The following is a 22,267-nucleotide window of genomic DNA, read 5'->3' as shown; positions in this document are numbered from 1 at the left end:
TGATATACATCTTTGCCGTCATTGTCATATGACTTCTGGCCAGTAGCTGGGTATTATTTGCGTGGATTATTTATTACAGCCGAAAAATACAGAGAAATAATTCGATGAAAATAACAACAATGGCTGCGTTATCTGCAATGTTGCTGCTGGCGGCGTGCGCTTCCAGCGTAACCGAAAAAGAAAAATATATTGAATATGACGATATTATCAAGGGACTATCGGTTTCGGCGGAAGAGATATTATACCGGAAAGATAAAAGTACTGATTTTTACCGTTATCAATATTTGGTCTATCAGTCGGAAAATGATTATTCCCGGCACAGCCGCACTATTACAGTGAGTGGCATTGCTAATTATAAAACAGCGTAGTTAGTACGGTTTACCTTTTTTATTACCAGGTGTTATTATGTTTCTCGACTACTTCGCCTTAGGCGTGTTAATTGCCGTATTTTTAATTTTATTTTACGGCATTATTATTATTCATGATATTCCCTATTTATTGGCCAAGAAACGCCAGCATCCTCACCAGGATGCAATTCATGTCGCCGGCTGGGTGAGCCTGTTCACCCTACATGCGATTTGGCCGCTGTTGTGGATCTGGGCGACACTGTATCGCCCCGAGCGCGGGTGGGGAATGGCGCATAAATTCGAAGATAACGCCGAAATGCATCAGCGAATCAGGCAACTTGAAAGCGAGCTCAAGCGTCTGCAGGAACAACAGATAACTGTTACGACAAACTCGTCAAATAAACGCTGAGGCCAATGTATGGATTTACTCATTATTCTGAGCTATGTGGCATTGGCCTATGGCGTATTTAAAATTTTCCGTATCCCGGTTAATAAATGGACGGTGCCAACGGCAGTCCTTGGCGGCGTGTTTATTGTCGGCGCGCTAATTCTGACCATGAATTATAATCACCCGTATACCGACCGCGCGCAAAAAATAGCTCTGTCGATCCCGATTGTACCGCAGGTGTCGGGGGCCATCGTAGAAGTTACCGATAAAACGAATGTGTTATTACGCAAAGGCGAGGTGCTGTTTCGTCTTGATGATAGCCGTTATCGTGCGCGACTGAATAAACTGGAGGCGGATCTCAGTGCCGCCGAAGCGGATATCAGAACCCGGAAAGCGGCACTGAGTGAAGCCGCCGCCAACGTCCAGCAGATGACGGCGGAATATGAACGTGCCCGTCAGGATTATCAGCGCTATGCGAAAGGCGCGGCGATGCCGGTAAATCCTTTTTCCGAGCAGGATGTGAATCACGCCGAGCAGCAATATCAAGCGCAATCTGCGGCCCTGCGGGCGGCTAAAGCCCAGTATCAACAGCAGTTCGAAAGACTTTCGGCGCGTTTCAATGGCGAGGATGCGCAAATCGCCAGCCTGAAATCGCAGATTGCCGAGGCGCGTTATGACCTTGAACAGACGGTATTCCGCGCGCCCAGCGATGGTTATGTCACTCAGGTGCTGGCGCGTCCGGGAACCACGGCAGTTCGTCTGCCGTTCAAACCGGTGATGATTTTTATTCCGCAGCAGAAACGCCAGGTGGTGGCGGTATTTCGCCAGAACGCCATCCTGCGCCTGGAGCAGGGGGACGAGGCAGAGGTTGTGTTTAATGGCTTACCGGGGCAGGTGTATGCCGGCAAGGTCACAAAGGTACTGCCAACCATTCCCGACGGCAGTTACCAGGCGAGCGGCGCATTACAGGGTTTAAGCGCCACGCCTGGTCGGGAAGGGGTTTATGTGATGATTGACCTGGCGGCGAGCCGCGATCTTGCCCATTTACCGGATGGGGTCAGTGCCCAGGCGGCGGTGTATACCGACCATTTTGCCCACGTGTCGGTGATGCGTAAGGTGCTGTTACGGATGACCAGCTGGTTGCATTATCTGTATCTCGACCACTAAAAGCTGAAGTTGAATCAAAAAAAAGCCCGCGATAAACGCGGGCAAAAATACTGGAAGCAATGTGAGCAATGTCGTACCGAATACCTGAGTTGTTCACTCAACTATTCGGTAATGAGAAAGATAATATTTCTCATTTAAGATATCAACCCCAGAGTTTGTGCGGAGGCGCATTTTTTTAATCAAGGGTGAAAACCGTGCGTTTCTGGCTGTTATCACGCGGCCATGCCGCAGCGACATCGCGGAGCGGTAGCGGCGTGGTGGCGATGGTAAAATGACCGGGAACCGCCGCCTGCAGCATCTCCCCGGTTGCCGCCAGCAGTTGTGGCATGCTCAGGCTGCCGATGCCGCTACCCATGAGCTGTAGCGGCGCGGCGCGAAGCACCGCGCCATTTAATCCGATATCCGCTCCGGCAAGAGAACCCACCTGCACATAACGTACCGGCTTATCGCCGGGGGTATATTTCGCCAGTATAGGCAGCAGCAACTCTGCGCTGCGGCCCCACAAATAATCCACAACCACATCGATTTGCCCGGCGCTGGCGGTGGCAAACTGCGCATTTAGCGTCTGCTCATCGGCCGTTAAGTTAATGCATTCATCGGCTGCGAGGGCGGTCAGCGCTTGCGCATTGCGCCCGGTGGCAATGATTTTTTTCGCACCGAGGTTGCGGGCAATCTGCACCGCCAGCTGCCCGGCGCTGCCGGTGGCGCCGTTAATCAGTACAGTTTCGCCGGCCTGAAACTGCGCCCGTTTGACAAGCGCAGCCCAGGCAGACATGCCCGGATTGGCCATGGCCGCGGCGCTGATGTCATCAAGTGCATCCGGCAGCGGCAGGCAATTCTGCAGCGCGACCGGCGCGCGTTGCGCCATACTGCCGAACGGCGCGCTGGGGAAAGCAAAATAGACGCGCTGGCCGTCAGAGGTCATACCGACGCCATCGATACCGACGACAAACGGCAGCGTGCCGTCAAAACTATAATGACGTCCCGATGCCCGGCCCTTAACTACGTGGCTAATGGCGGCGGCGCGAACGTCGATCAGCGTGTGTCCGGCTGCAGGCTGCGGTTCGCTAAAATCGGCCCATATCGGGCCTTCGCTAAGATCAAATACCACGGCGGCTTTCATAACATTATCCCCTGATGATAATTATGTGTAATATGCACATATTCTTCAGGAGCACTATACGCGGTTAACTAATATATGCAAGATGCACATAATAATTACGACATCACCGACTTTCACGGCGCGCTGTTAGATATCATCAGCGTGATGAATCAACCGCTGCGCGATGAGCAGATATTACAGGCGGCAGGGGTACAGCTTGAACAGATGCTCTTCCCACTACTGGTGGCGGTAGGGCGCTATGGCCCGGTGGGGGTAGTTGAGCTGGCGGATCATTTAGGCCGCGATTACACCACCGTCAGCCGGCAGGTGAAAAAGCTCGAGGCTCAGGGCCTTGCCTGCAAGCAGGCCAATGCCAAAGACCGGCGGATTAGCGAGGTGACGCTTAGCGAAAAGGGGCAGCGGATGATCGACGCTATTGCCGTTGCGCGGCGGCGGTTAATGAATCAGGTGCTGGCTGGATGGTCAGAAGATGAGGTGCTGGCGCTGTTTCGCTTAACGCGAAAATACGCCAACAGCCTGCAGCGGAAATAGCCGCCCGGCGTGAGGCCGGGCGACAAAGGGTCAGGCGGTTTTGGTCGCTGCTTTCAAACTGCGCACGAAGGTTTTTAGCTCTGCGAGCATGTTCTGCGGCTGCTCAAGATTGCGCTCGATAATCTTGACGATGGCCGAGCCGGATATTGCCCCGGCGGCACCGGCGTCAATGGCGGCGGAAACCTGCTCTGGCGCCGAGATGCCAAAGCCCTGCAGCGGCGGCGCGGCGTTATATTCCGCCAGTTTTTCAATCAGATGATGTAGCGGCAGCGCGGCGCGGTTTTCCGCGCCTGTCACGCCAGCGCGCGATAGCAGGTAGGTATAGCCGCGGCCATAGGAGGCAATCTGGCGCAGTAAATCGTCATCGGCATTTGGCGGGCAGATGAAAATCGGCGCAATGTTATGACGCAGGGCGGCCTGGCGGAACGGGGCGGACTCTTCGACCGGCACGTCGGCGACCAGCACGGAATCCACGCCGACACGCGCGCATTCGGCGTAGAACTCATCAATCCCCGGGCTGAACACCAGGTTCGCGTACATCAAAAGGCCGATTGGGATTGTCGGATGCTTGTGGCGGATCGCCGCCAGCATTTCGAAGCACTGCGCCGGGGTGACGCCGGCGGCAAAAGCGCGCAATGTGGCACCCTGAATCGTCGGGCCGTCGGCCAGCGGGTCGGAGAAGGGGATCCCCAATTCCAGCGCATCGGCGCCGGCTTCAATCAGCGCATCGATGATTTTCAGCGACTGTTCCGGCCCCGGATCGCCGAGTGTGACGAAGGGAACAAAGGCGCCTTCCTGGCGGTTTTTTAACTGTGCAAATAGCGTCTCGTAACGTTCCATCAGATTTCCCCTCGCGCTTTCAAAATGTCGTGTACGGTGAAGATGTCTTTATCGCCGCGGCCAGACAGGTTAACCACCAGCAGCTGCTCTTTATCCGGATTCTCGCGCATCATCTTCAGCGCGTGCGCCAGAGCGTGCGACGACTCCAGCGCCGGAATAATGCCTTCATGGCGGGAGAGCGCTTTAAAGGCATCCAGCGCTTCGTTGTCGGTAATTGACACATACTCGGCGCGCCCGGTGCTGTTAAGGAACGCATGCTGCGGACCCACTGACGGGAAATCCAGCCCGGCGGAGATAGAATAAGATTCTTCGATCTGCCCGTCGGAAGTTTGCATCATCGGCGACTTCATGCCGAAGTAAATGCCGACGCGACCGTGCTTCAGCGGCGCGCCGTGCTCGCCGGTTTCGATACCGTGGCCGGCAGGCTCGACGCCAATCAGGCCAACGCGGGATTCATCAATGAAATCAGCGAACATGCCGATGGCGTTAGAACCACCGCCAACGCAGGCGATCACCGCGTCCGGCAGGCGTCCTTCTTTCTCAAGGATCTGCGCTTTGGTTTCTTCGCCGATCATGCGCTGGAATTCACGCACGATAGTCGGGAATGGATGCGGGCCAGCGGCAGTGCCGAGCATGTAGTGCGCCTTCTCGTAGCTGCCGGACCAGTCGCGCAGCGCTTCGTTACAGGCATCTTTCAGGGTGGCGGAACCGCTGTGCACTGGAATGACCTCCGCACCCATCAGGCGCATGCGGAAGACGTTCGGCGACTGGCGCTCGACGTCTTTGGCGCCCATATAGATGCGGCATTTCAGACCGAGCAGGGCGCTGGCCAGCGCCGAGGCGACGCCGTGTTGGCCGGCGCCGGTTTCGGCGATAATTTCCGTTTTGCCCATACGTTTGGCGAGTAGCGCCTGGCCCAGCACCTGGTTGGTTTTGTGCGCGCCGCCGTGGAGCAGATCTTCACGCTTGAGGTACAGCGTGGTGCGGGTGCCTTCGGTCAGATTGCGGCATTTGGTCAGCGCTGTCGGACGACCCGCGTAGTTTTTCAGCAGGTCGGTGAATTCAGCCTGAAACTCAGGATCTTTTTGCGCGCTGACGAAAGCTTCTTCCAGCTGGCGCAGGGCGGGCATCAGGATCTGCGGAACGTACATACCGCCGAATTCGCCGAAATACGGGTTCAGTAAAGTGCTCATTATTGCATTGCTCCTTAATATGCGCGCAGCGTCTGGAAAACGGCAGCCACCAGGCTTGCCTCTTTTATTCCCGGCTGCGACTCTACGCCTGAGTTGAAATCGAGTCCGGCACAGCCGCTTTTCGCGGCTTCTACGCAGTTATCGGCGCTGAGGCCGCCTGCCAGCATCACGTTACGTAGGTCCTGGCCCTGCAGCAGCGACCAGTCGAAGCGTTGACCGCTCCCGCCCTGACCGTTGTCAAAGACATATCTGGCCACATGATTGAGGTTACGCGGCGGCAGCGTTTCGCCGACGCTCAGCGCCTTCCAGATTTGGATCTGCTCCGGCAGCGCCGCGCGCAGGGCATCAATCCAGGCCTGGTCTTCGCTTCCATGAAGCTGGACCGCGGCGAGTTTCAATTTGGTCGCGCGGGTGACGACCTCTTCAACGGCTGCATCACGGAACACGCCAACGTAGCTAAGCGGCGCGGCGGCCATTACCGCCTGTGCCTGCTGGTCGTTAACGGCACGCGGCGAACTATCGACGAAAATCAGGCCGCCGTAGATGGCGCCCGCCTCCCAGGCGGCTTGCGCATCCTGCGGACGAGTCAGGCCGCAGACCTTGTTCTCACCTAACAGCACGCGCTTCACCGCAGCGCTGAGATCCGGTTGCTCCATCAGCGCCGAGCCAATCAGGAAGCCGTTGGCGAAGTGGCTCAGTTCGCGGACTTCGCCATAGGTATGGATTCCGGATTCGCTGATCACGGTGACATCCGGGCCGAGGCGCGGCGCCAGTTGACGCGTGCGGTTCAGATCAATCGACATATCGCGCAGATCGCGGTTGTTAATGCCGACGACTTTGGCCTTCAGCGCAATCGCGCGCTCCAGCTCTTCTTCATTGCTGACCTCGGTCAGGACGCCCATATTGAGACTGTGGGCGACGGCGGCGAGCTGGCGATATTGATCATCATCGAGCACCGAAAGCATCAACAGGCAGGCATCGGCCTGGTAGTAACGCGCGAGGTAAATCTGGTAAGGATCAATGGTGAAGTCTTTACACAGAATCGGCTGCGGCGCGACTTTGCTGACGATCGGCAGAAAATCAAAGCTGCCCTGAAAATATTTCTCATCACACAGTACCGAAATTGCCGAGGCGTAGTGCTTATAAACCCCGGCGATGGTAGCCGGGTCGAAATCTTCACGAATCAGTCCCTTCGACGGCGACGCTTTTTTGCACTCGAGAATAAAAGCGGTGCGGGCGCCGGCCAGCGCATCGTAAAAATGGCGTTCGGACGGCACGATGTCATTCTGAAAACTGGCTAACGGTTGTTGTTGTTTGCGGGCTTCTACCCAAATCGCTTTGTCGGCAACGATTTTTGCTAAAACGGTCTGCATTATTTACCCTCTTGCCGCTAATGCGGTCACTCTGTCATAGGCCGCTCCGCTGTGCAGCACATCCAGCACCTGCCGGGCGTTGGCTTTCAGGTCTTCATGCCCGTGTAAACGCATCAACATGGCGACGTTGGCGGCAACGGCGGCTTCATGAGCGGCTTCACCTTTACCTTGTAGCAAGCGCGTGAGAATGTCACGGTTTTCTTCCGGCGTGCCGCCGGCCAGTTGATCCTGATGATATGGCGTCAGGCCGAAGTCGGCGGCGGTCAGCTGATAGCTTTGAATTTCGCCGTTATTGAGTTCGGCGACCACGGTCGGCGCATGCAACGATACTTCGTCCATGCCGCCGCTGTGTACCACGGCGGCACGTTGATAACCGAGTACGCGCAAGGTTTCTGCAATCGGCAACACCAGTTCCGGGCTGTAGACGCCAATCAACGCCAGCGGCGGGTGCGCCGGATTGATAAGCGGCCCCAACACGTTAAACAAGGTGCGCGTTTTCAACTGCTGGCGGACCGGCATCGCGTGGCGGAAACCGGTGTGGTATTTCGGCGCGAACAGGAAGCAGACGCCCAGTTCATCCAGCGCGGCGCGCGATTTATCGGCATTCATATCCAGGTTGATGCCAAACGCGGCCAGCAGATCGGACGAACCCGATTTACTGGAGACGCTGCGGTTACCGTGTTTCGCTACCTTTAAACCGCAGGCGGCGGCGACAAAGGCGCTGGCGGTTGAGATATTGATACTGTTGCTGCCATCGCCGCCGGTACCGACGATATCGGCAAACTGATAATCCGGGCGCGGGAACGGCGCGGCGTTTTCCAGCAGCGCGGTAGCGGCGCCGGCAATTTCCTGTGGTTGTTCGCCGCGCACTTTCATGCTTACCAGCGCGGCGGCCAGCTGTTCCGGCTTCACTTCGCCGCGCACGACGGCGGAAAACAGCACGTGGCTCTCCTGCTGGCTCAGCGTCTCGGCCTGGTACAGTTTTTCCAGAATCGGCTGTACGACATTGGTCTGCTCCAGTTTCTGCAGCGCCCATGCCAGCGTTTGCTCCAGCAGTAGCGCTCCTTGGGTAGTCAGAATCGACTCCGGATGGAACTGGAAGCCGCAGACGCGATCGGCGTCGTGGCGAACCGCCATCACCATACCGTTGAAATTGGCGTTGATGGTGAGCCCGGCCGGAATATTGCTGCCGACAAGAGAATGGTAGCGGGCCACCGGCAGCGGGTTGGCGAGACCGGCGAACATCGCCTGGCCGTCATGCTCAATGCTTGACGCTTTGCCGTGAAGGATTTCTCCCGCCTGGCCGACATAGCCGCCGTAGGCTTCCACGATGGCCTGGTGGCCGAGGCAGATACCGATAATCGGTAACTTGCCGCGCAGGCGGGTCAGCAGCTCGGGCATGCAGCCGGCTTCGCTTGGAGTTCCCGGCCCCGGAGAGAGCATCAGCACCGGATTATCCATGGTGCCGATACGTTCAATCAGCGATTGCGCCGGTACGGTATTACGATAAATAACCACGTTGTGGCCGTTAGCCCGCAGCTGGTCGGCGAGGTTATAGGTAAAGGAGTCGATATTATCGAGCAGCAGGATGTCGGCCATTAGAAAGTCTCCTTCGCGTGGTGGGCCTGAGCAATGGCGCGCAGCACGGCGCGAGCTTTATTACGGGTTTCATCCGCCTCGGATTGCGGAACGGAATCGAGCACGATACCGGCGCCCGCCTGCACGGTGGCAATGCCATCCTCAACGTAGGCTGAGCGGATCACGATGCAGGTATCGAGGTCGCCATGGGCGGTAAAGTAGCCGACCGCGCCGCCGTAGCTACCGCGACGCTTGCCTTCCGCGGCGGCGATTAGCTGCATGGCGCGAACTTTCGGCGCGCCGCTAAGGGTGCCCATATTCATGCAGGCGCGGTAGGCGTGCAGGACATCAAGATCGCGGCGCAGTTCGCCGACCACGCGGGAAACCAGATGCATCACAAAGGAGTAGCGATCGACTTTGGTTAAATCCGCCACGTAGCGGCTACCCGGGGTACAGATGCGGGCCAGATCGTTACGGGCCAGGTCGACCAGCATCAGATGTTCAGAAAGCTCTTTGTGGTCGGTACGCATCTCCAGCTCAATACGGCTATCGAGATCGCGATCCAGCGCACCATCGGCGCGGCGGCCGCGCGGACGGGTGCCGGCAATGGGGTAGATCTCAATCTGGCGGCTGACGGCGTCGTATTTCAGCGAGCTTTCCGGCGATGCGCCGAACAGGGTGAAATCGTTATCCTGCATAAAGAACATATACGGGCTGGGATTGCTCTTTTTCAGCACATCGTACGAGGCCAGCGGCGACGGGCAGGGGAGGGAGAAGCGGCGCGACGGCACGACCTGGAAAATTTCGCCCGCGCGAATGGCGCGCTGCATTTTGCGCACCACGGCGCCGTACTCTTCATCGCTCTGATCGACGTCGCAGCGCATTTCGGCAACCGTTGTCACCGGCAGCGGCGCGGGCGGTTCATTTAACTGCTGGCGAAGCTGGGCGATACGTTGCAGAAGACGCTGTTTCTCATTCTCCAGCGGCGTGAACAGGCTCGCCTGAATGCGGGTGCTTTTGGTCTGGTGATCGATGACCAGCAGCGTCTCCGCCAGGTAGAAACAGTAATCCGGGCAGGCAGTATCGGTATTGAGCGGTGGTAAATCCTCAAAACCGGCCACCAGGTCGTAAGCGAACAGGCCGCCAAAGAACATCGCTTCGCGCTCGGCCTGCGGGACGCTGACTAAATCCTGTAACAGACGAAACGCATCGAACACCGATAACGAGCACAGGCGAGCGTCTTCATCCAACAGGGCGCTAACCGGTGGGAAGGTGAGTACCCGGCTGTTCGGCTGGCGCAGATTCTCAATGCCGGACGGCAATGCGTTATCCAGCAGTTCAAGCAGCGCGGCGCCGTTCGCTGAAAGCGCCTGGACAGTGACGGTATTGCCAAAAGCGGTAATGCGCAGGGCGCTATCGACCAGCAGCAGGCTTTTTAAATCGTCTTTACTATCGATGTCGGCCGATTCCAGCAGCAAGGTTGCCGGACGCGCGCCGCATAATTGATGGAATAACGCCGTCGGGTTTTCGCGATAGATGGCGTCGCTGGTGAGAAGCTCGAGCGCTGGTTTTGATGTTTGCATTATCATTCTCGCCTGTTCTGTTCATTATTTCGTTCAAAAAAAAGCCCGCTCAGTGGCGGGCCCGGTATCTGTTTGCTGAGTGCAAAACGCGATCACGCCGCCCGATTCCAGGAACGACGCCACCAGCTATGAAGAGTAATAATTTGCGCTTTCATCAGAGATACCCGTTGTGTGAACTTGCGTACTAGTTAACTAGTCCATGAAAATAAAGTCAACCCTTGTTTGCAGATTTTCTTTCTCAGTCGTTATCATAATGCGCTTATTTCAGTTCAGGTCCACCAGGAGCCATTTTGAGCGACACTAATTACGCGGTCATTTATGACCTGCACAGCCATACCGTCGCCTCCGATGGGCGATTGACTCCAGAAGAGCTGGTACATCGCGCGCATGAGATGCGGGTGGGGACGCTGGCAATCACCGATCATGATAGCGTGGCGGCCATTCCGGCAGCGCGTGCCGAAATTGCGCGGGCTGAACTGCCGCTCACGCTTATCACCGGGGTAGAAATTTCCACCCTGTGGGAAAACCACGAAATTCATATCGTCGGACTGAATATTGATATCGACCATCCGGCGATGACGCAACTGCTCTGTGAACAGAAAGAGCGGCGCAACCAGCGCGGGCAGATGATTGCCGAACGGTTGGAGAAAACGCGTATCCCCGGTGCCTGGGAAGGGGCGTTAAAGCTCGCCGATGGCGGCGCGGTCACCCGCGGCCATTTTGCCCGCTTTTTAGTTGAAGCCGGCTTTGCGAGCAATATTGCCGATGTATTCAAAAAATATCTCGCCCGCGGGAAAACCGGATACGTTCCGCCGCAGTGGTGTACAATAAAACAAGCGATTGATGTCATTCATCATTCTGGCGGCAAAGCGGTGATCGCCCATCCGGGGCGTTACGATCTTTCTGCCAAATGGCTGAAACGGCTGTTGGCCCATTTTAGCGAGCAGGGCGGCGACGCGATGGAGGTCGCCCAATGCCAGCAGGCGCCGCATGAGCGCGCGCAGCTGGCGAGCTACGCGCAACAGTTTGGTTTGATGGCGTCGCAGGGTTCGGATTTCCACCAGCCCTGCCCGTGGATTGAACTGGGGCGCAAACTTTGGCTACCCGCTGGCGTGGAAGGGATCTGGCGCAGTTGGGAAGTGGCCGCTAAACAAATTGAGAGGGAAGTATGAGCCAGTTTTTCTATATCCATCCCGATAATCCGCAGGCGCGGTTGATTAATCAGGCGGTGGAAATTGTGCGTAAGGGCGGGGTTATCGTTTATCCAACGGACTCTGGCTATGCCCTGGGTTGCAAAATCGAAGATAAAGGGGCGATGGAGCGGATCTGCCGTATCCGTCAGTTGCCGGATGGCCACAATTTCACCCTGATGTGCCGCGATCTCTCCGAGTTATCGACCTACGCGTTTGTCGATAACGTGGCGTTTCGTCTTATCAAAAACAATACGCCGGGCAACTACACGTTCATTCTTAAGGGAACGAAAGAGGTGCCGCGCCGCCTGTTGCAAGAAAAGCGTAAAACCATTGGGATGCGCGTGCCGGCGAACCCTATCGCCCAGATGCTGTTGGAAACGCTTGGCGAACCGATGCTCTCGACATCGTTGATGCTGCCAGGTAATGAATTCACGGAGTCCGATCCGGAAGAGATTAAAGACCGTCTGGAGAAGGTGGTCGATCTGATTATTCACGGCGGTTATCTTGGCCAGCAGCCGACGACGGTTATCGACCTGACCGAAGACGCGCCGGTGGTGCTTCGTGAAGGCGTCGGTGATATCAAACCCTTCCAGTGATGCTTCTCGCGGGTGGCGTTTCACGCGTCGCCCGCGGCTTAAATTTATTTTAAAATCCTTTCCGCATTGAGTCGCTCCTTTCTTATTTATATTATTAGTCCGCTTACGATATCACTCACTGATATTGCTTCCAGAAAGAAATTCAACATTATGCATAAGCTGACTATTCAACCCTCTGACGCGTTTAAGAGGAAGAAAGTACTGTTAAATTTTTTCATGCTTTCTAGTGTTACCGTTAATATATGCCAAAGCTGACCCCAAATACCTATCCCATCACCCTGGTAAAAAGCGTGCTTGTGGTTTCACTGCTGGCGCTAATACTGATTATTATCAGTTTGACTGGCTTGTTTAACTATCAGTCGAGTCAGGTCAGTAGTGCCATTGATAAAAAAATCATTGGTTCTCAGTATGCGTTTATTCAGCATACACTTGAGGATGCCGTCGATCGCCCACGACAAATAACGAATCTATTTTTACAATATATTCAGGGCGAAAGTAACAACATCGATAAGGATACTTTAGTTCCTGAAATGGTGTATTTGACGGCGCGCGCGTTTAAAACTATGCCCGCCTTCCAGAGCCTGTCGTGGTTTGCGGAAAATGGCTCCAGTATTGCTGTTATTCGTGACAATCATAGTAATCAAATTTATTTACAACGAACCCAGCGTGATAATCATCACTCCTTGGTTAAATACAGCGGGTTAAGCCCGCAGACCAATATTGTCAACGTCAATAACGCGTTTAATGTTGCTGATTTACCGCAGTTTCGCCGCGCTCGCCAGCAAACGCAAGGTTTCTGGCAACGCTCTCTCTCTACCGGCAGTTTGATCATGAGCTGGAACCAGCCAGTGTACGGTAAACAAGGCCGCTTCATCGGGGCGATCGCCAGCGGCGCCACACCTGCAGATATGACCGCTTATTTACAGAGTCTCCTGCCGGATAAAAGCTATGCTCTTCTGCTTATCGATGACAACAATCGCATTGTCGCGCGTTCCGGCAACCAACATAAATGGCAGCAGGACCGCCAATTGATAGCAAAGCTTACCTCGGCGCAGCCGTCGCCGACGTCATTTTCCTTGCGTACAGAGGACGAGTCTTTGTTGGCGACCGCCTTTAGCGTGCAGGACCGCCAACATCTGCTGAACTGGAAGGCGGTACTTATCGCGCCACAGCATGCGGAAATGGCGGAAATGAATAAACAGCGTCAACTTGTGACCTTCGCCACGACACTGTTTATTTTTATTCTGATATTGATTCTGATGATGATTATTTCTCATTTCACCGGCGCCTTAAAGGACGTTGCAGATAAAGTGCGTCTGGGGTTAATGCCGTGGAATAAACCAACTAAACGCGTATTTCCGGAAATAGCATCGTTGGATGCAGCATTGAGCAACCTGTATGCAATTATTCCAGACACTTTCGAATCTAAACGCCGGAAGCTGGAAGAAGATAGCGAAACCGGTTTTTTAACCCGTAGCGGTTTACTGCATTGTGAGTCGCTGTACCGTCATCGCAATATGCTGGCGATGGTATACGTTAACAACTACAACTCGGTTAAGAATGTGCTCGGTACGACTCAGGCCCGACAGTTTATTCACCAGTTTACTTTACGCCTTCGCAAAATATTGCCTGAAGGGGCATTATGTTGTCGTGATCGAGAAGACTTGTTCATTATCGCTTTTGATGGCATGTATGCCGAAAAGGATGTCGACTGGTACAGCGCGCTACTTGCTTCTGTTTTTCGTATGTCTGCTTCTGATATGCCCGGCGAATCGCATATATTTACTGGCCATATTGGCATGTTGATTGAATCATTAACCCCAGAGAACATCGGCGAATGTCTGATGAATGTTAGTCTGGCTTTACAGCATGCCCAGATGGAGCGTAGCGGTACGAGTAAACTTTTCACGGCCGCCATGCGTGAAGAGGAAGTGAATAATCTGCGTCTGCATCAGGCGTTATGCGACGATCTCCATTCGGAAGGTTTCCATCTCGTTTTGCAGCCGATCGTTTCATTTGAATCGCAGCGGCCTTGTAAAGAAGGTGAATGCCTGATCCGCTGGCAATCAAATGTGTTGGGCTTCGTGCCGCCCGACAAATTTATCGCCCTTGCCGAGCACACCGGCATGATTGTGCCGTTAGGGAAATGGATAATTGAAACCGCCTGCCGTGAACTTGCCGCGTTTATCACGCGCGGCGCGCCGCGTGATTTTAAACTGCATGTCAATATCTCGGCAATTCAGCTTCAGCAACCTGATTTTGCTCAGCATCTGCTGGAATCAATTCACGCTAATGATTTGATGAACAGCAATATTTGTCTTGAAATCACCGAAAGCGTCTTGCTGCATGACACGTGGCGAATTGTCGAAATACTGGCTTATCTACGTCGTCTTGGCGTATGTATAGCGATTGATGATTTTGGTTCCGGTTATTCCAGCCTCTCGTATCTGCATTCGCTGCCATTTGATTGTCTGAAGATTGACCGCGGGTTTGTCAGCAATGTGCTTGATGATAAAAAAAACGAAGCGGTTATCGCCTCGGTGTTAATGTTGGCGCGAAGTTTTTCCGTGCCGCTGGTGGCCGAAGGCGTTGAAACGCGCGAAATGGCAGAAAAACTGCAGGAGATGGGCTGTGATTTGGCCCAGGGATACTATTATTCCCGGCCGAAAACGTTTGATAGTTTTGACGTCGCCAATGGGTTTTTCGTTGTTGAACCGGAATGATGAGATAGACCAACGGCGATAATAACGATGCAAATATTAAAAAAACAGCTTTCGGTCAACAGCTACCCGTTCACTCTAACTCAGGCCATCATATTTACCTTAGCCACGACAATTCTCGTCGTGCTGCTGACGACATATGCTTTTCTCTACTACGAAGGTTATGCTTTTTTTGATGAGGTGAGTGAGGATATTCTGCGTGCGAAAAGAGTCAATATCGAGGAAGTCATCCACGATTATATTGATGTTCCCGCGCAATCGAACGCGATACTGGTTCATGCGATCGGACGTCAATCCAGTACTGCGATCCCGGTTCGCAGCCTGATCGGCGAAATGGTCAATACCGCCAATAACGTCTTCAGCAACAAACATTATCTGAATCTGCTCGGATTTGGCGCGGTCAATGGCGATTTTATTCAAGTGGCGCGCGGCCAGGCCGAGTCGAATGATTATCTTGCGGTAAAAGATGCGCAAACAGATCACCATCTGACGGCGTATAGTCACCTGACGGTGAATTCATTAGTAAAAGCGGTGCGTGCGGATTATCAAATAACGCAGCGCGAATGGTATGCGGCGGTTGCCAAAGACCAGCGTCCGCACTGGACAAAACCCTTTCGCGATTATGAATATGAAAATGAAATTGGCGTTGCGTTCAGCTCACCGGCATTCAATCGCCAGGGACAGTTTGTTGGCGTCGTCGCCAGCGAGTTGCACCTCAACGAACTAAATAAAAGCCTGGAAAAATTTAAACCCCATCCTGAAAGTATTCTGCTGATTGTTAATGAAAAAAATGAGCTCATTTCTTCATCAGTGCCATCATTGACGCGAAATATGCTGGCCGGGGGAAAACACTCACGGCTGAATCTACAAACGCTCGAAAACACTCATTTACCGGTTGTTGTGGCAGCCAGTCGCACGTTAAAAGCGAATCACCATACGGGATTGCAGTTTTTCAGTTCCGGCAAAGAAGAATATTATGTTGATGCTTTTCCAATCACCGACCGTGATGACATATTGCACTGGACGGGGATTGTGATTAGCCCGGCGAGAATGATTACCCGTACCATCATTAAATATATAGCCATTACCATGATCATGCTGTTTGTCATTTTTGTACTTGGTCTGCTGGTGGTTTTCTATGGCCTGGCGAAGGTGGTAAAACCGTTGCGAGATATTGTCCGTAAAGCGGATCAGCTTGCGACGCACCGCTGGACGCCGCCAGATAATAAGCGTCATTTCCCGGAAATAGCCTCTCTGGAAACCACATTTATGGCGCTATCGCATAAGCTGGCAGAAAGTTTCGACGCCCAACGGCGTGAAATAGAGGAGGATAAAACCACCGGGTTATTCTCGCGGACAGGGTTACTGCGTCAGACATCGCTATATCAAGGTAGAAACCTGCTCGCGCTGGTGCATATCAGTAATATGAACGCTATTATCAATTCCTTAAGTACGGAGTATGGTGAAAAATTTATTAGCGATTATATTTTTCGCCTGCATAATTTACTGCCGACGAATACGCTGATTGCCCGCGATACAGTGGATAAGCTTATCGTGGTTTTTCCAGGACAAACTCAGCCAAAAGAGCGCCAGCGCTACAGAGAACTGCTCTCCTCACTATTTATCGACGTCAATAATGAAGCGTCTCCTACGGCAAGCAAATACGTTTATACCGGCAATATTGGCCTGGTGACGACTGAGATCCACGCAGAGAATATTGAACAAACGTTGCGTGAGGCATGGATTGCATTACGCCATGCGCAGAAACAGGGAAACGGCGTTGCGACGTTTTTCAGCGGCGAGATGCATGAGGCTGAGCTTTATAATATCCAACTCCATGAGCATCTTCATGATGCGATCCAGCAACATGAATTTCATCTGATGCTACAGCCAATTGTGGATTTGCAGGATCAAAGCGCTTTTCAGGAAGGAGAATGTTTGCTTCGCTGGCGCTCCGAAACGGTAGGCGAAATTCCTCCCGATCGTTTCCTCCCCCTGGCGGAAGAGAGCGGGTTGATAATCCCGCTGGGACGCTGGATTATTGAACAGGCCTGTCGGGAACTTTCCGCGATGATTCTCCGCGGGGCGCCGGCGAACTTTATTCTGCATATCAACGTATCGGCGATTCAACTCCTGCAACAGGATTTTGCCTGGCATTTAATGGATGCAATTTATCGTCATGGGCTGGTCACGGGCAATATTTGTCTTGAGATAACCGAACGGTTATTGATGAATGATGCTGTGCGAATTAGCCGGATGATTGCTTATCTCCGCCGCCATGGTATTGCCGTCGCGCTGGATGATTTTGGCGTCAATTTATCCAGTTTGCCTTATTTACATACGCTGTCATTTGATAGCATCAAAATTGACCGCCGTCTGATTTGCCAATTTGCCGATGATGATAAAGCAGAATCGATGATTGCATCGCTGATTGTGCTGGCTCAGGGGTTTAAGGTACCCGTCGTTGCTGAGGGTATTGAAGATGAGGCGATAAAAAACCAGTTACGCGACCTCGGTTGCCAGAAAGCGCAAGGTTATCTGTTTGGTCACCCGGCGCCATTTGCCGACTTTCCCTTCCTGGCAAGTGCATTGACGGCGAGCGATAATCTATAGACAGAGAAATGTATCGCAGTGAAGCATTCATTTTGAAGTTAGTGTAGTATGTTCGCCCACGCAGGCGCGCGCGCTGTTTTACAGTGCTGACGAATGGCGCCTTAAAATGTGTAAAGTATTTATATAACAACAGGTTGGTGATTTTATATGGCCTGTTGTTGCCAAAGCATATCAGACGCCTGGGAAGGCGACACCTAAAGGAAGCTCTATGAGCGAGAAATTACAGAAAGTGCTGGCTCGTGCTGGCCATGGCTCCCGCCGCGAAATTGAAACTATCATCGAAGCTGGACGCGTCAGCGTGGATGGTAAGATCGCAACCCTCGGCGATCGTGTTGAAATCGTACCTGGTTTGAAAATCCGTATCGACGGTCATCTTATTTCGGTAAAAGAATCTGCCGAGCAAATTTGTCGGGTATTGGCCTATTACAAACCAGAAGGCGAACTCTGCACCCGTAACGATCCGGAAGGGCGCCCAACGGTTTTCGACCGTCTGCCGAAACTGCGCGGCGCGCGCTGGATTGCGGTAGGTCGCCTCGATGTGAACACCTGCGGCCTGCTGCTGTTTACCACCGATGGTGAACTGGCGAACCGTTTGATGCACCCAAGCCGCGAAGTTGAGCGTGAATACGCCGTCCGCGTTTTCGGCCAGGTCGATGAAGACAAACTGCGCCAGCTGGCGCGTGGCGTACAGTTAGAAGATGGCCCTGCAGCGTTTAAAACGATTAAGTTCACTGGCGGTGAAGGGATCAACCAATGGTATAACGTTACCTTGACCGAAGGGCGCAACCGCGAAGTGCGTCGCCTGTGGGAAGCCGTCGGCGTTCAGGTTAGCCGTCTTATCCGCGTACGCTACGGCGATATTCTGCTGCCGAAAGGCCTGCCGCGCGGCGGCTGGACTGAACTGGATCTGGCACAGACCAACTATCTTCGTGAACTGGTGGAGCTGCCGGCGGAAACCGAAAGCAAAGTAGCGGTGGAGAAAGATCGCCGTCGTATGAAAGCGAATCAAATCCGCCGCGCCGTCAAGCGTCATAGCCAGACCAGCGGCAATCCTCGCCAGGGGAATAACGGCAACCGCCGTTCCAGCACCCGCAACAAGACTAACGGCTAATGCTGTACATTCCGGCGGGTTCCCGCCGGGATGCTCCTCTTTTCCCTCGCTTGTGACATTTTTCACACTTTCGCATAAAGACAAGAAACAGGAATTACGCAGACAAATAACGCAAAGTGATGTTATTAGCGTCGCCATATACTGTCGGCACTGATTACAAAACAGGTAGCCCGCAATGAGTACAACAACAAAGTTATCGGCAAGCTATGTGGTCATCGGCGTAAAAGAAAAGATAGGCTATGGCTTAGGCGATTTCGCCTCTAATTTATCGTTCGGTTTTGTCTCGTTATTCTTACTATTTTTTTATACTAATGTTTATGGCATCAGCGCGGTACAGGCGAGTCTGATCTTTGTGATTGCCCGAGTGATTGACGCAATTTTTAATATCCTGATTGGCTTTGCAATTGATAAAACGCAGAGTAAATATGGCAAATTGCGTCCCTGGCTATTATATGGTGCGATACCGTTAGGCTTTTTAACCGTGTTGTGTTTTGTGCCATTTGGTGGGGAAGCTAAATTTTATTTCGCGCTGGCCTCCTATACCATCTATTGCCTGGCCTATACGGCGGTTAACACACCTTATTCGGCATTGACCAACCGCTTGACGCAGCATGAGGCCTCGCGTTCGTCGCTGTCGGTATATCGCTTTGTGTTGGCTATTGTCGGGTATCTGATTGTTTCCACAACGGCAGACTGGCTGATTTCGCCCTTTAACGACAAACAAATGGGCTATGTCTTTGCCGTTTCCTGCTTTGCGCTGTTAGCGACTTTTATGTTTCTTGCCTGTTTTGGCATGACCAAAGAACGCGTTGGCGAAGAGGATAAAATGAATGCGCCGACGCTTCGCGAAATGTTCCGTGCGGTATTAGGTAATGCACCACTGATTCATCTTTCATTATTTACCGTGTTTTTCTATATCGCCTATACAGTCTGGATGGCGATCGCCATTTACTTTATTAAATACATTATCGGCAGCGAAGGGTTTACCGCTACTTTCTTCATGATTCAGTCTGGTGCTTATATTATTGGAACCATTATCTCTGAGAAAGTGATTGCGTTAATGGGGAAAAAGAAAATGGCGCTTCTGGCGTTGTTAATTGGCGTGCTGGGGGTACTGATGCAATATTTCATCGCTGGTAATAACCTGTGGCTGATAATGATCGGCGTGTGTCTTTACAGCATTACGCTTGGCATGGGCTTTGTCGCCATGTGGTCGATGATTGCCGACACCGTCGAATATGCTGAATGGCATCACGGTGTACGCTCTGAGGGGGCCATCTACGGTTTCTTTAACTTCATCACTAAAATTGCGATGGCGATTGGCGGCGGCTGCGCGGGCTGGATGCTGGATCTTTATCACTATGATGCGGGTAATGTGACCAGCGATGCGATTAATGGCATCAATATTCTGATGACGCTTTTCCCCGGCGCAATGTTCGCCATCAGCGCCATCTTCGTGGCCTGCTATGCGTTAGATGAAAATACCTATCGCGATATCGTGCAGAAAATCAGCCTGCGTAAGCAAAACGCGCTTTAACCTCAAGGAGTCAGAGAGATGAACAACGATTTTAGTACCGTTATCGCCGCCATGTCGGTAGAGGAAAAAGTGGCGCTGCTGACCGGCAGCGGCCTGTGGCGCACGGCATCGATGCCGCAGCACGGTATCCCCGATATCGTGATGACCGATGGTACCTACGGCGTGCGCTATAGCAGCGCGCAAATAGATGGCAATGAAAAGTGGAGCATGGATGACTTCATCTCGGTGATTACCCAAACCGCCGACCAGGCCAGCGCCGACGAGCCTGTCGCCAAGGGCGGCAGCGAAGCGTTGTTCAGCGCCTCGCTGCCGGCCACCTGTTTTCCGAATGGCTCCAGTCTGGCCTGTAGCTGGGATGTTGAACTGGTACGGGAGATGGGCGAAGCGCTGGGTCGCGAATGCCAACAGATGGGGGTGGGTATTCTATTGGGGCCGGGAATTAACATTCGGCGCACCCCGCTGGCTGGACGCGGCTATGAATACTATTCAGAGGACCCGGTCGTTAGTGGGGATATCGCCGCGGCGCTGATTAACGGCTTACAGGCCGAAGGCGTCGGCGCCAGCCTTAAACATTTTGCCGCCAATAACTCCGAGTATCGGCGTACCGAAATGGATTCGATTATTGAGGAGCGGGCGCTGCGTGAAATCTATCTCGCCGGATTTCAACGAGCGATCGCCAAATCCCAGCCCTGGACGGTGATGTCTTCTTATAATCGTCTTAATGGCGTTCAAACATCGCAGGATCCGTTCTTACTGACCCAGGTATTGCGTGATGAATGGGGGTATGACGGTCTGGTGATGTCCGACTGGTACGGTATTAAAGATCGCCCGGCATCGCTGCTTGCCGGCAATGACCTGGCAATGCCGGAAACCCGCCGGGACAAACAAACCCTGCTGGCGGCAATCTCCTGCGGGGAGGTACCGATGCCGGTGGTCGACCGGGCGTGTCTGCGGATGCTGGAACTGGTTGATAAAGTGCAACGACATCGCCGGCCGCACACGCGTGCTGATTTTGCCGCACATCATGCGTTATCGCAGCGTTTAGCGGCAGAATCCATCGTATTACTGAAAAATGAAAACAACCTGCTGCCGCTGAAGCCACACAAAACGCCGCGCATCGCGGTGATCGGTAAACCCGCTCAGGAGCCGGTTATTCAGGGCTCGGGTTGCGCCACTACGGTTCCCTATTTACTCGACCGTCCGCAGGATGAGATTTTCGATCTTGCCGGGGATGACTTTAAGGTCACGTGGGCGCCGGGCGCGCCAGACGACAATCAAAGCGACGAGCAGGCGCTGGCGCAGGCGCGTGACGTCGCCGGAGCCGCCGATGTGGCAGTGATTTTTGTCAGCACGGCGGTCGGTGAAGATGGAGAGAATGGCGATCGCCAGGATCTGAATATTCTTCCCGCGCACGAACAGCTGATCCGTGAGGTCGCCGGGGTACAGCCAAACGTGGTTGTGGTGTTGGCCAACAGCGATGCGGTGGTGATGCCATGGCTTGGCGAATGCCGGGCGCTGCTGGAAACCTTCTTTGCCGGACAGGGGATGGGGCGCGCCGTGGCTGAAATTCTCTTCGGTAAGCGGAACCCCTGCGGTAAGCTAACCGTCACGGTGCCAAATACTCTCGAAGAGACGCCTGCCTGGCTGCAGTATCCAGGGGAAAACCTGCGCCATCACTATGGCGAGGGTCTGTTTGTCGGCTATCGCTATTACGATAAACGCCTTCTTTCGCCGCGTTTCCCGTTTGGCTTTGGCCTGAGCTATACCCAATTCAGCTATGCCAATCTTGCGCTTTCCGCATCGCGGCTTGCCGAAGGCGAAACCCTGCATGTCGCCTTTGATTTAACGAATATCGGCGATTGCGAGGGCAAGGAGATTGTACAGCTGTATGTTACGGCCCCGAAGGGGGAGCTGATCCGCGAGGTTCGCGCGCTGAAAGCCTTTAGCAAAGTGTCGTTGCTGGCAGGGGAAACGCGTCGCGTTGAGCTTGCGCTGCCCGTCGCTGATTTAGCCTGCTATCATCCGGGGCTGGCGGATTGGCTGGTGACCCCTGGGCAGTGGCAAATCTACGTGGGCGCCTCGTCTCGCGATCTTCCCTTAACGGCAAGCGTTGAGATTGATTGCCCTGCGCGCTACGTACCGCTGCGCGACGACAATTCTCTGCAGCAGCTTATTCAACAGCCGGAAGCCTTTGCCCGCGTGGTGGCGCTGATATCGGCGAAGAGCGGGGTAGCGCCTGACCTGGTACGTGAAAAGCTTATCCGCCTGGCGCCAGATCTGTTCTGTGGTTTGCTGATTGCATTGACTGAGTTCCTGGCGCTGGATATCGATCGCGACGAACTCAATGCCGTGCTGGCGGGTCATTAATCAACAA

The 22,267-nt window shown here is 53.6% G+C and carries 17 protein-coding genes and 1 other annotated feature; of the genes, 11 read left to right on the top strand and 6 right to left on the bottom strand.

Annotated elements, in window-relative coordinates:
• Positions 1–104: 104 nt before the first annotated feature.
• Genes ABLV08_RS14920 through ABLV08_RS14910 form a run of 3 tightly spaced genes read left to right on the top strand, consistent with a single transcriptional unit; the run spans position 105 to position 1,902 of the window.
• Positions 105–368 carry a hypothetical protein gene (locus tag ABLV08_RS14920; RefSeq protein ID WP_032711845.1) on the top strand — a complete coding sequence of 88 codons (264 nt, stop codon included), beginning with the start codon at positions 105–107 and terminating at the stop codon, positions 366–368.
• Between the two features lie 37 nt (positions 369–405).
• Complete coding sequence (locus ABLV08_RS14915) at positions 406–756, top strand: DUF3302 domain-containing protein (protein WP_015705750.1); 351 nt, start codon at positions 406–408, stop codon at positions 754–756.
• A gap of 9 nt (positions 757–765) precedes the next feature.
• The gene (locus ABLV08_RS14910; RefSeq protein ID WP_032711844.1) at positions 766–1,902 is read left to right on the top strand and encodes an HlyD family secretion protein; all 1,137 of its coding nucleotides are present in this window, start codon (positions 766–768) and stop codon (positions 1,900–1,902) included.
• Positions 1,903–2,077: 175 nt separating this feature from the next.
• Here the strand turns inward: ABLV08_RS14910 and ABLV08_RS14905 are convergent, their stop codons facing one another.
• Complete coding sequence (locus tag ABLV08_RS14905) at positions 2,078–3,025, bottom strand: zinc-binding alcohol dehydrogenase family protein (RefSeq protein WP_348855990.1); 948 nt, start codon at positions 3,023–3,025, stop codon at positions 2,078–2,080.
• Between the two features lie 75 nt (positions 3,026–3,100).
• Here ABLV08_RS14905 and ABLV08_RS14900 point away from each other — a divergent pair, with 75 nt between their 5' ends.
• On the top strand, positions 3,101–3,556 hold the full coding sequence (locus tag ABLV08_RS14900) for a MarR family transcriptional regulator (RefSeq protein WP_015705747.1): 456 nt from the start codon (positions 3,101–3,103) through the stop codon (positions 3,554–3,556).
• A 30-nt stretch (positions 3,557–3,586) separates the two neighbouring features.
• Here the strand turns inward: ABLV08_RS14900 and trpA are convergent, their stop codons facing one another.
• The 5 genes from trpA to ABLV08_RS14875 are packed head-to-tail and all read right to left on the bottom strand — an operon-like array spanning position 3,587 to position 10,123.
• On the bottom strand, positions 3,587–4,396 hold the full coding sequence (gene trpA, locus ABLV08_RS14895) for a tryptophan synthase subunit alpha (RefSeq protein WP_015705746.1): 810 nt from the start codon (positions 4,394–4,396) through the stop codon (positions 3,587–3,589).
• Entirely contained in the window at positions 4,396–5,589 is a 1,194-nt protein-coding gene (gene trpB / locus ABLV08_RS14890; RefSeq protein WP_015366207.1) for a tryptophan synthase subunit beta, read from the bottom strand. The genes trpA and trpB overlap by 1 nt, the downstream gene beginning before the upstream one ends.
• Before the next feature lie 14 nt (positions 5,590–5,603).
• Complete coding sequence (gene trpCF, locus ABLV08_RS14885) at positions 5,604–6,962, bottom strand: bifunctional indole-3-glycerol-phosphate synthase TrpC/phosphoribosylanthranilate isomerase TrpF (RefSeq protein ID WP_262830903.1); 1,359 nt, start codon at positions 6,960–6,962, stop codon at positions 5,604–5,606.
• Positions 6,963–6,965: 3 nt separating this feature from the next.
• Complete coding sequence (trpD, locus tag ABLV08_RS14880; protein ID WP_015366209.1) at positions 6,966–8,561, bottom strand: bifunctional anthranilate synthase glutamate amidotransferase component TrpG/anthranilate phosphoribosyltransferase TrpD; 1,596 nt, start codon at positions 8,559–8,561, stop codon at positions 6,966–6,968.
• Positions 8,561–10,123, bottom strand: a complete 1,563-nt coding sequence (locus tag ABLV08_RS14875; protein ID WP_126337768.1) for an anthranilate synthase component 1 — start codon at positions 10,121–10,123, stop codon at positions 8,561–8,563. The genes trpD and ABLV08_RS14875 overlap by 1 nt, the downstream gene beginning before the upstream one ends.
• A 35-nt stretch (positions 10,124–10,158) precedes the next feature.
• Positions 10,159–10,254: a sequence feature (Trp leader region), on the bottom strand.
• 159 nt (positions 10,255–10,413) lie between these two features.
• On the opposite strand from ABLV08_RS14875, the gene rnm reads away from it, so the two are divergent.
• The 7 genes from rnm to ABLV08_RS14840 all read left to right on the top strand — a co-directional run bounded on the left by rnm (position 10,414) and on the right by ABLV08_RS14840 (position 22,260).
• Positions 10,414–11,295, top strand: a complete 882-nt coding sequence (gene rnm, locus ABLV08_RS14870) for an RNase AM (protein ID WP_348855988.1) — start codon at positions 10,414–10,416, stop codon at positions 11,293–11,295.
• Positions 11,292–11,912, top strand: a complete 621-nt coding sequence (locus tag ABLV08_RS14865) for an L-threonylcarbamoyladenylate synthase (protein WP_015366212.1) — start codon at positions 11,292–11,294, stop codon at positions 11,910–11,912. The genes rnm and ABLV08_RS14865 overlap by 4 nt, the downstream gene beginning before the upstream one ends.
• A gap of 242 nt (positions 11,913–12,154) precedes the next feature.
• Positions 12,155–14,635, top strand: coding sequence for an EAL domain-containing protein (locus ABLV08_RS14860; RefSeq protein ID WP_348855987.1), 2,481 nt, complete (start codon positions 12,155–12,157; stop codon positions 14,633–14,635).
• A 27-nt stretch (positions 14,636–14,662) separates the two neighbouring features.
• Positions 14,663–17,245: an EAL domain-containing protein gene (locus ABLV08_RS14855; protein WP_348855986.1), complete on the top strand. Its 2,583-nt coding sequence runs from the start codon at positions 14,663–14,665 to the stop codon at positions 17,243–17,245.
• Positions 17,246–17,453: 208 nt separating this feature from the next.
• Positions 17,454–18,356 carry a 23S rRNA pseudouridine(2605) synthase RluB gene (rluB, locus tag ABLV08_RS14850; RefSeq protein WP_015366215.1) on the top strand — a complete coding sequence of 301 codons (903 nt, stop codon included), beginning with the start codon at positions 17,454–17,456 and terminating at the stop codon, positions 18,354–18,356.
• Between the two features lie 175 nt (positions 18,357–18,531).
• On the top strand, positions 18,532–19,893 hold the full coding sequence (locus ABLV08_RS14845) for an MFS transporter (RefSeq protein ID WP_015366216.1): 1,362 nt from the start codon (positions 18,532–18,534) through the stop codon (positions 19,891–19,893).
• Positions 19,894–19,911: 18 nt separating this feature from the next.
• Positions 19,912–22,260, top strand: coding sequence for a glycoside hydrolase family 3 C-terminal domain-containing protein (locus ABLV08_RS14840; RefSeq protein ID WP_348855984.1), 2,349 nt, complete (start codon positions 19,912–19,914; stop codon positions 22,258–22,260).
• The last annotated feature ends 7 nt before the right edge of the window (positions 22,261–22,267 follow it).

Source organism: Klebsiella sp. CN_Kp088, assembly GCF_040064335.1.
Classification (GTDB): domain Bacteria; phylum Pseudomonadota; class Gammaproteobacteria; order Enterobacterales; family Enterobacteriaceae; genus Klebsiella; species Klebsiella aerogenes.
This window is presented reverse-complemented; position numbering and strand designations above follow the sequence as displayed.

What these genes read in the sequence shown, in the direction of transcription:
- ABLV08_RS14920 (WP_032711845.1), top strand. Translation starts at nt 105, where the DNA reads ATGAAAATAACAACAATGGCTGCGTTATCTGCAATGTTGCTGCTGGCG.
- ABLV08_RS14915 (WP_015705750.1), top strand. Translation starts at nt 406, where the DNA reads ATGTTTCTCGACTACTTCGCCTTAGGCGTGTTAATTGCCGTATTTTTA.
- ABLV08_RS14910 (WP_032711844.1), top strand. Translation starts at nt 766, where the DNA reads ATGGATTTACTCATTATTCTGAGCTATGTGGCATTGGCCTATGGCGTA.
- ABLV08_RS14905 (WP_348855990.1), bottom strand. Translation starts at nt 3,025, where the DNA reads ATGAAAGCCGCCGTGGTATTTGATCTTAGCGAAGGCCCGATATGGGCC.
- ABLV08_RS14900 (WP_015705747.1), top strand. Translation starts at nt 3,101, where the DNA reads ATGCAAGATGCACATAATAATTACGACATCACCGACTTTCACGGCGCG.
- trpA (WP_015705746.1), bottom strand. Translation starts at nt 4,396, where the DNA reads ATGGAACGTTACGAGACGCTATTTGCACAGTTAAAAAACCGCCAGGAA.
- trpB (WP_015366207.1), bottom strand. Translation starts at nt 5,589, where the DNA reads ATGAGCACTTTACTGAACCCGTATTTCGGCGAATTCGGCGGTATGTAC.
- trpCF (WP_262830903.1), bottom strand. Translation starts at nt 6,962, where the DNA reads ATGCAGACCGTTTTAGCAAAAATCGTTGCCGACAAAGCGATTTGGGTA.
- trpD (WP_015366209.1), bottom strand. Translation starts at nt 8,561, where the DNA reads ATGGCCGACATCCTGCTGCTCGATAATATCGACTCCTTTACCTATAAC.
- ABLV08_RS14875 (WP_126337768.1), bottom strand. Translation starts at nt 10,123, where the DNA reads ATGCAAACATCAAAACCAGCGCTCGAGCTTCTCACCAGCGACGCCATC.
- ABLV08_RS14865 (WP_015366212.1), top strand. Translation starts at nt 11,292, where the DNA reads ATGAGCCAGTTTTTCTATATCCATCCCGATAATCCGCAGGCGCGGTTG.
- ABLV08_RS14860 (WP_348855987.1), top strand. Translation starts at nt 12,155, where the DNA reads ATGCCAAAGCTGACCCCAAATACCTATCCCATCACCCTGGTAAAAAGC.
- ABLV08_RS14855 (WP_348855986.1), top strand. Translation starts at nt 14,663, where the DNA reads ATGCAAATATTAAAAAAACAGCTTTCGGTCAACAGCTACCCGTTCACT.
- rluB (WP_015366215.1), top strand. Translation starts at nt 17,454, where the DNA reads ATGAGCGAGAAATTACAGAAAGTGCTGGCTCGTGCTGGCCATGGCTCC.
- ABLV08_RS14845 (WP_015366216.1), top strand. Translation starts at nt 18,532, where the DNA reads ATGAGTACAACAACAAAGTTATCGGCAAGCTATGTGGTCATCGGCGTA.
- ABLV08_RS14840 (WP_348855984.1), top strand. Translation starts at nt 19,912, where the DNA reads ATGAACAACGATTTTAGTACCGTTATCGCCGCCATGTCGGTAGAGGAA.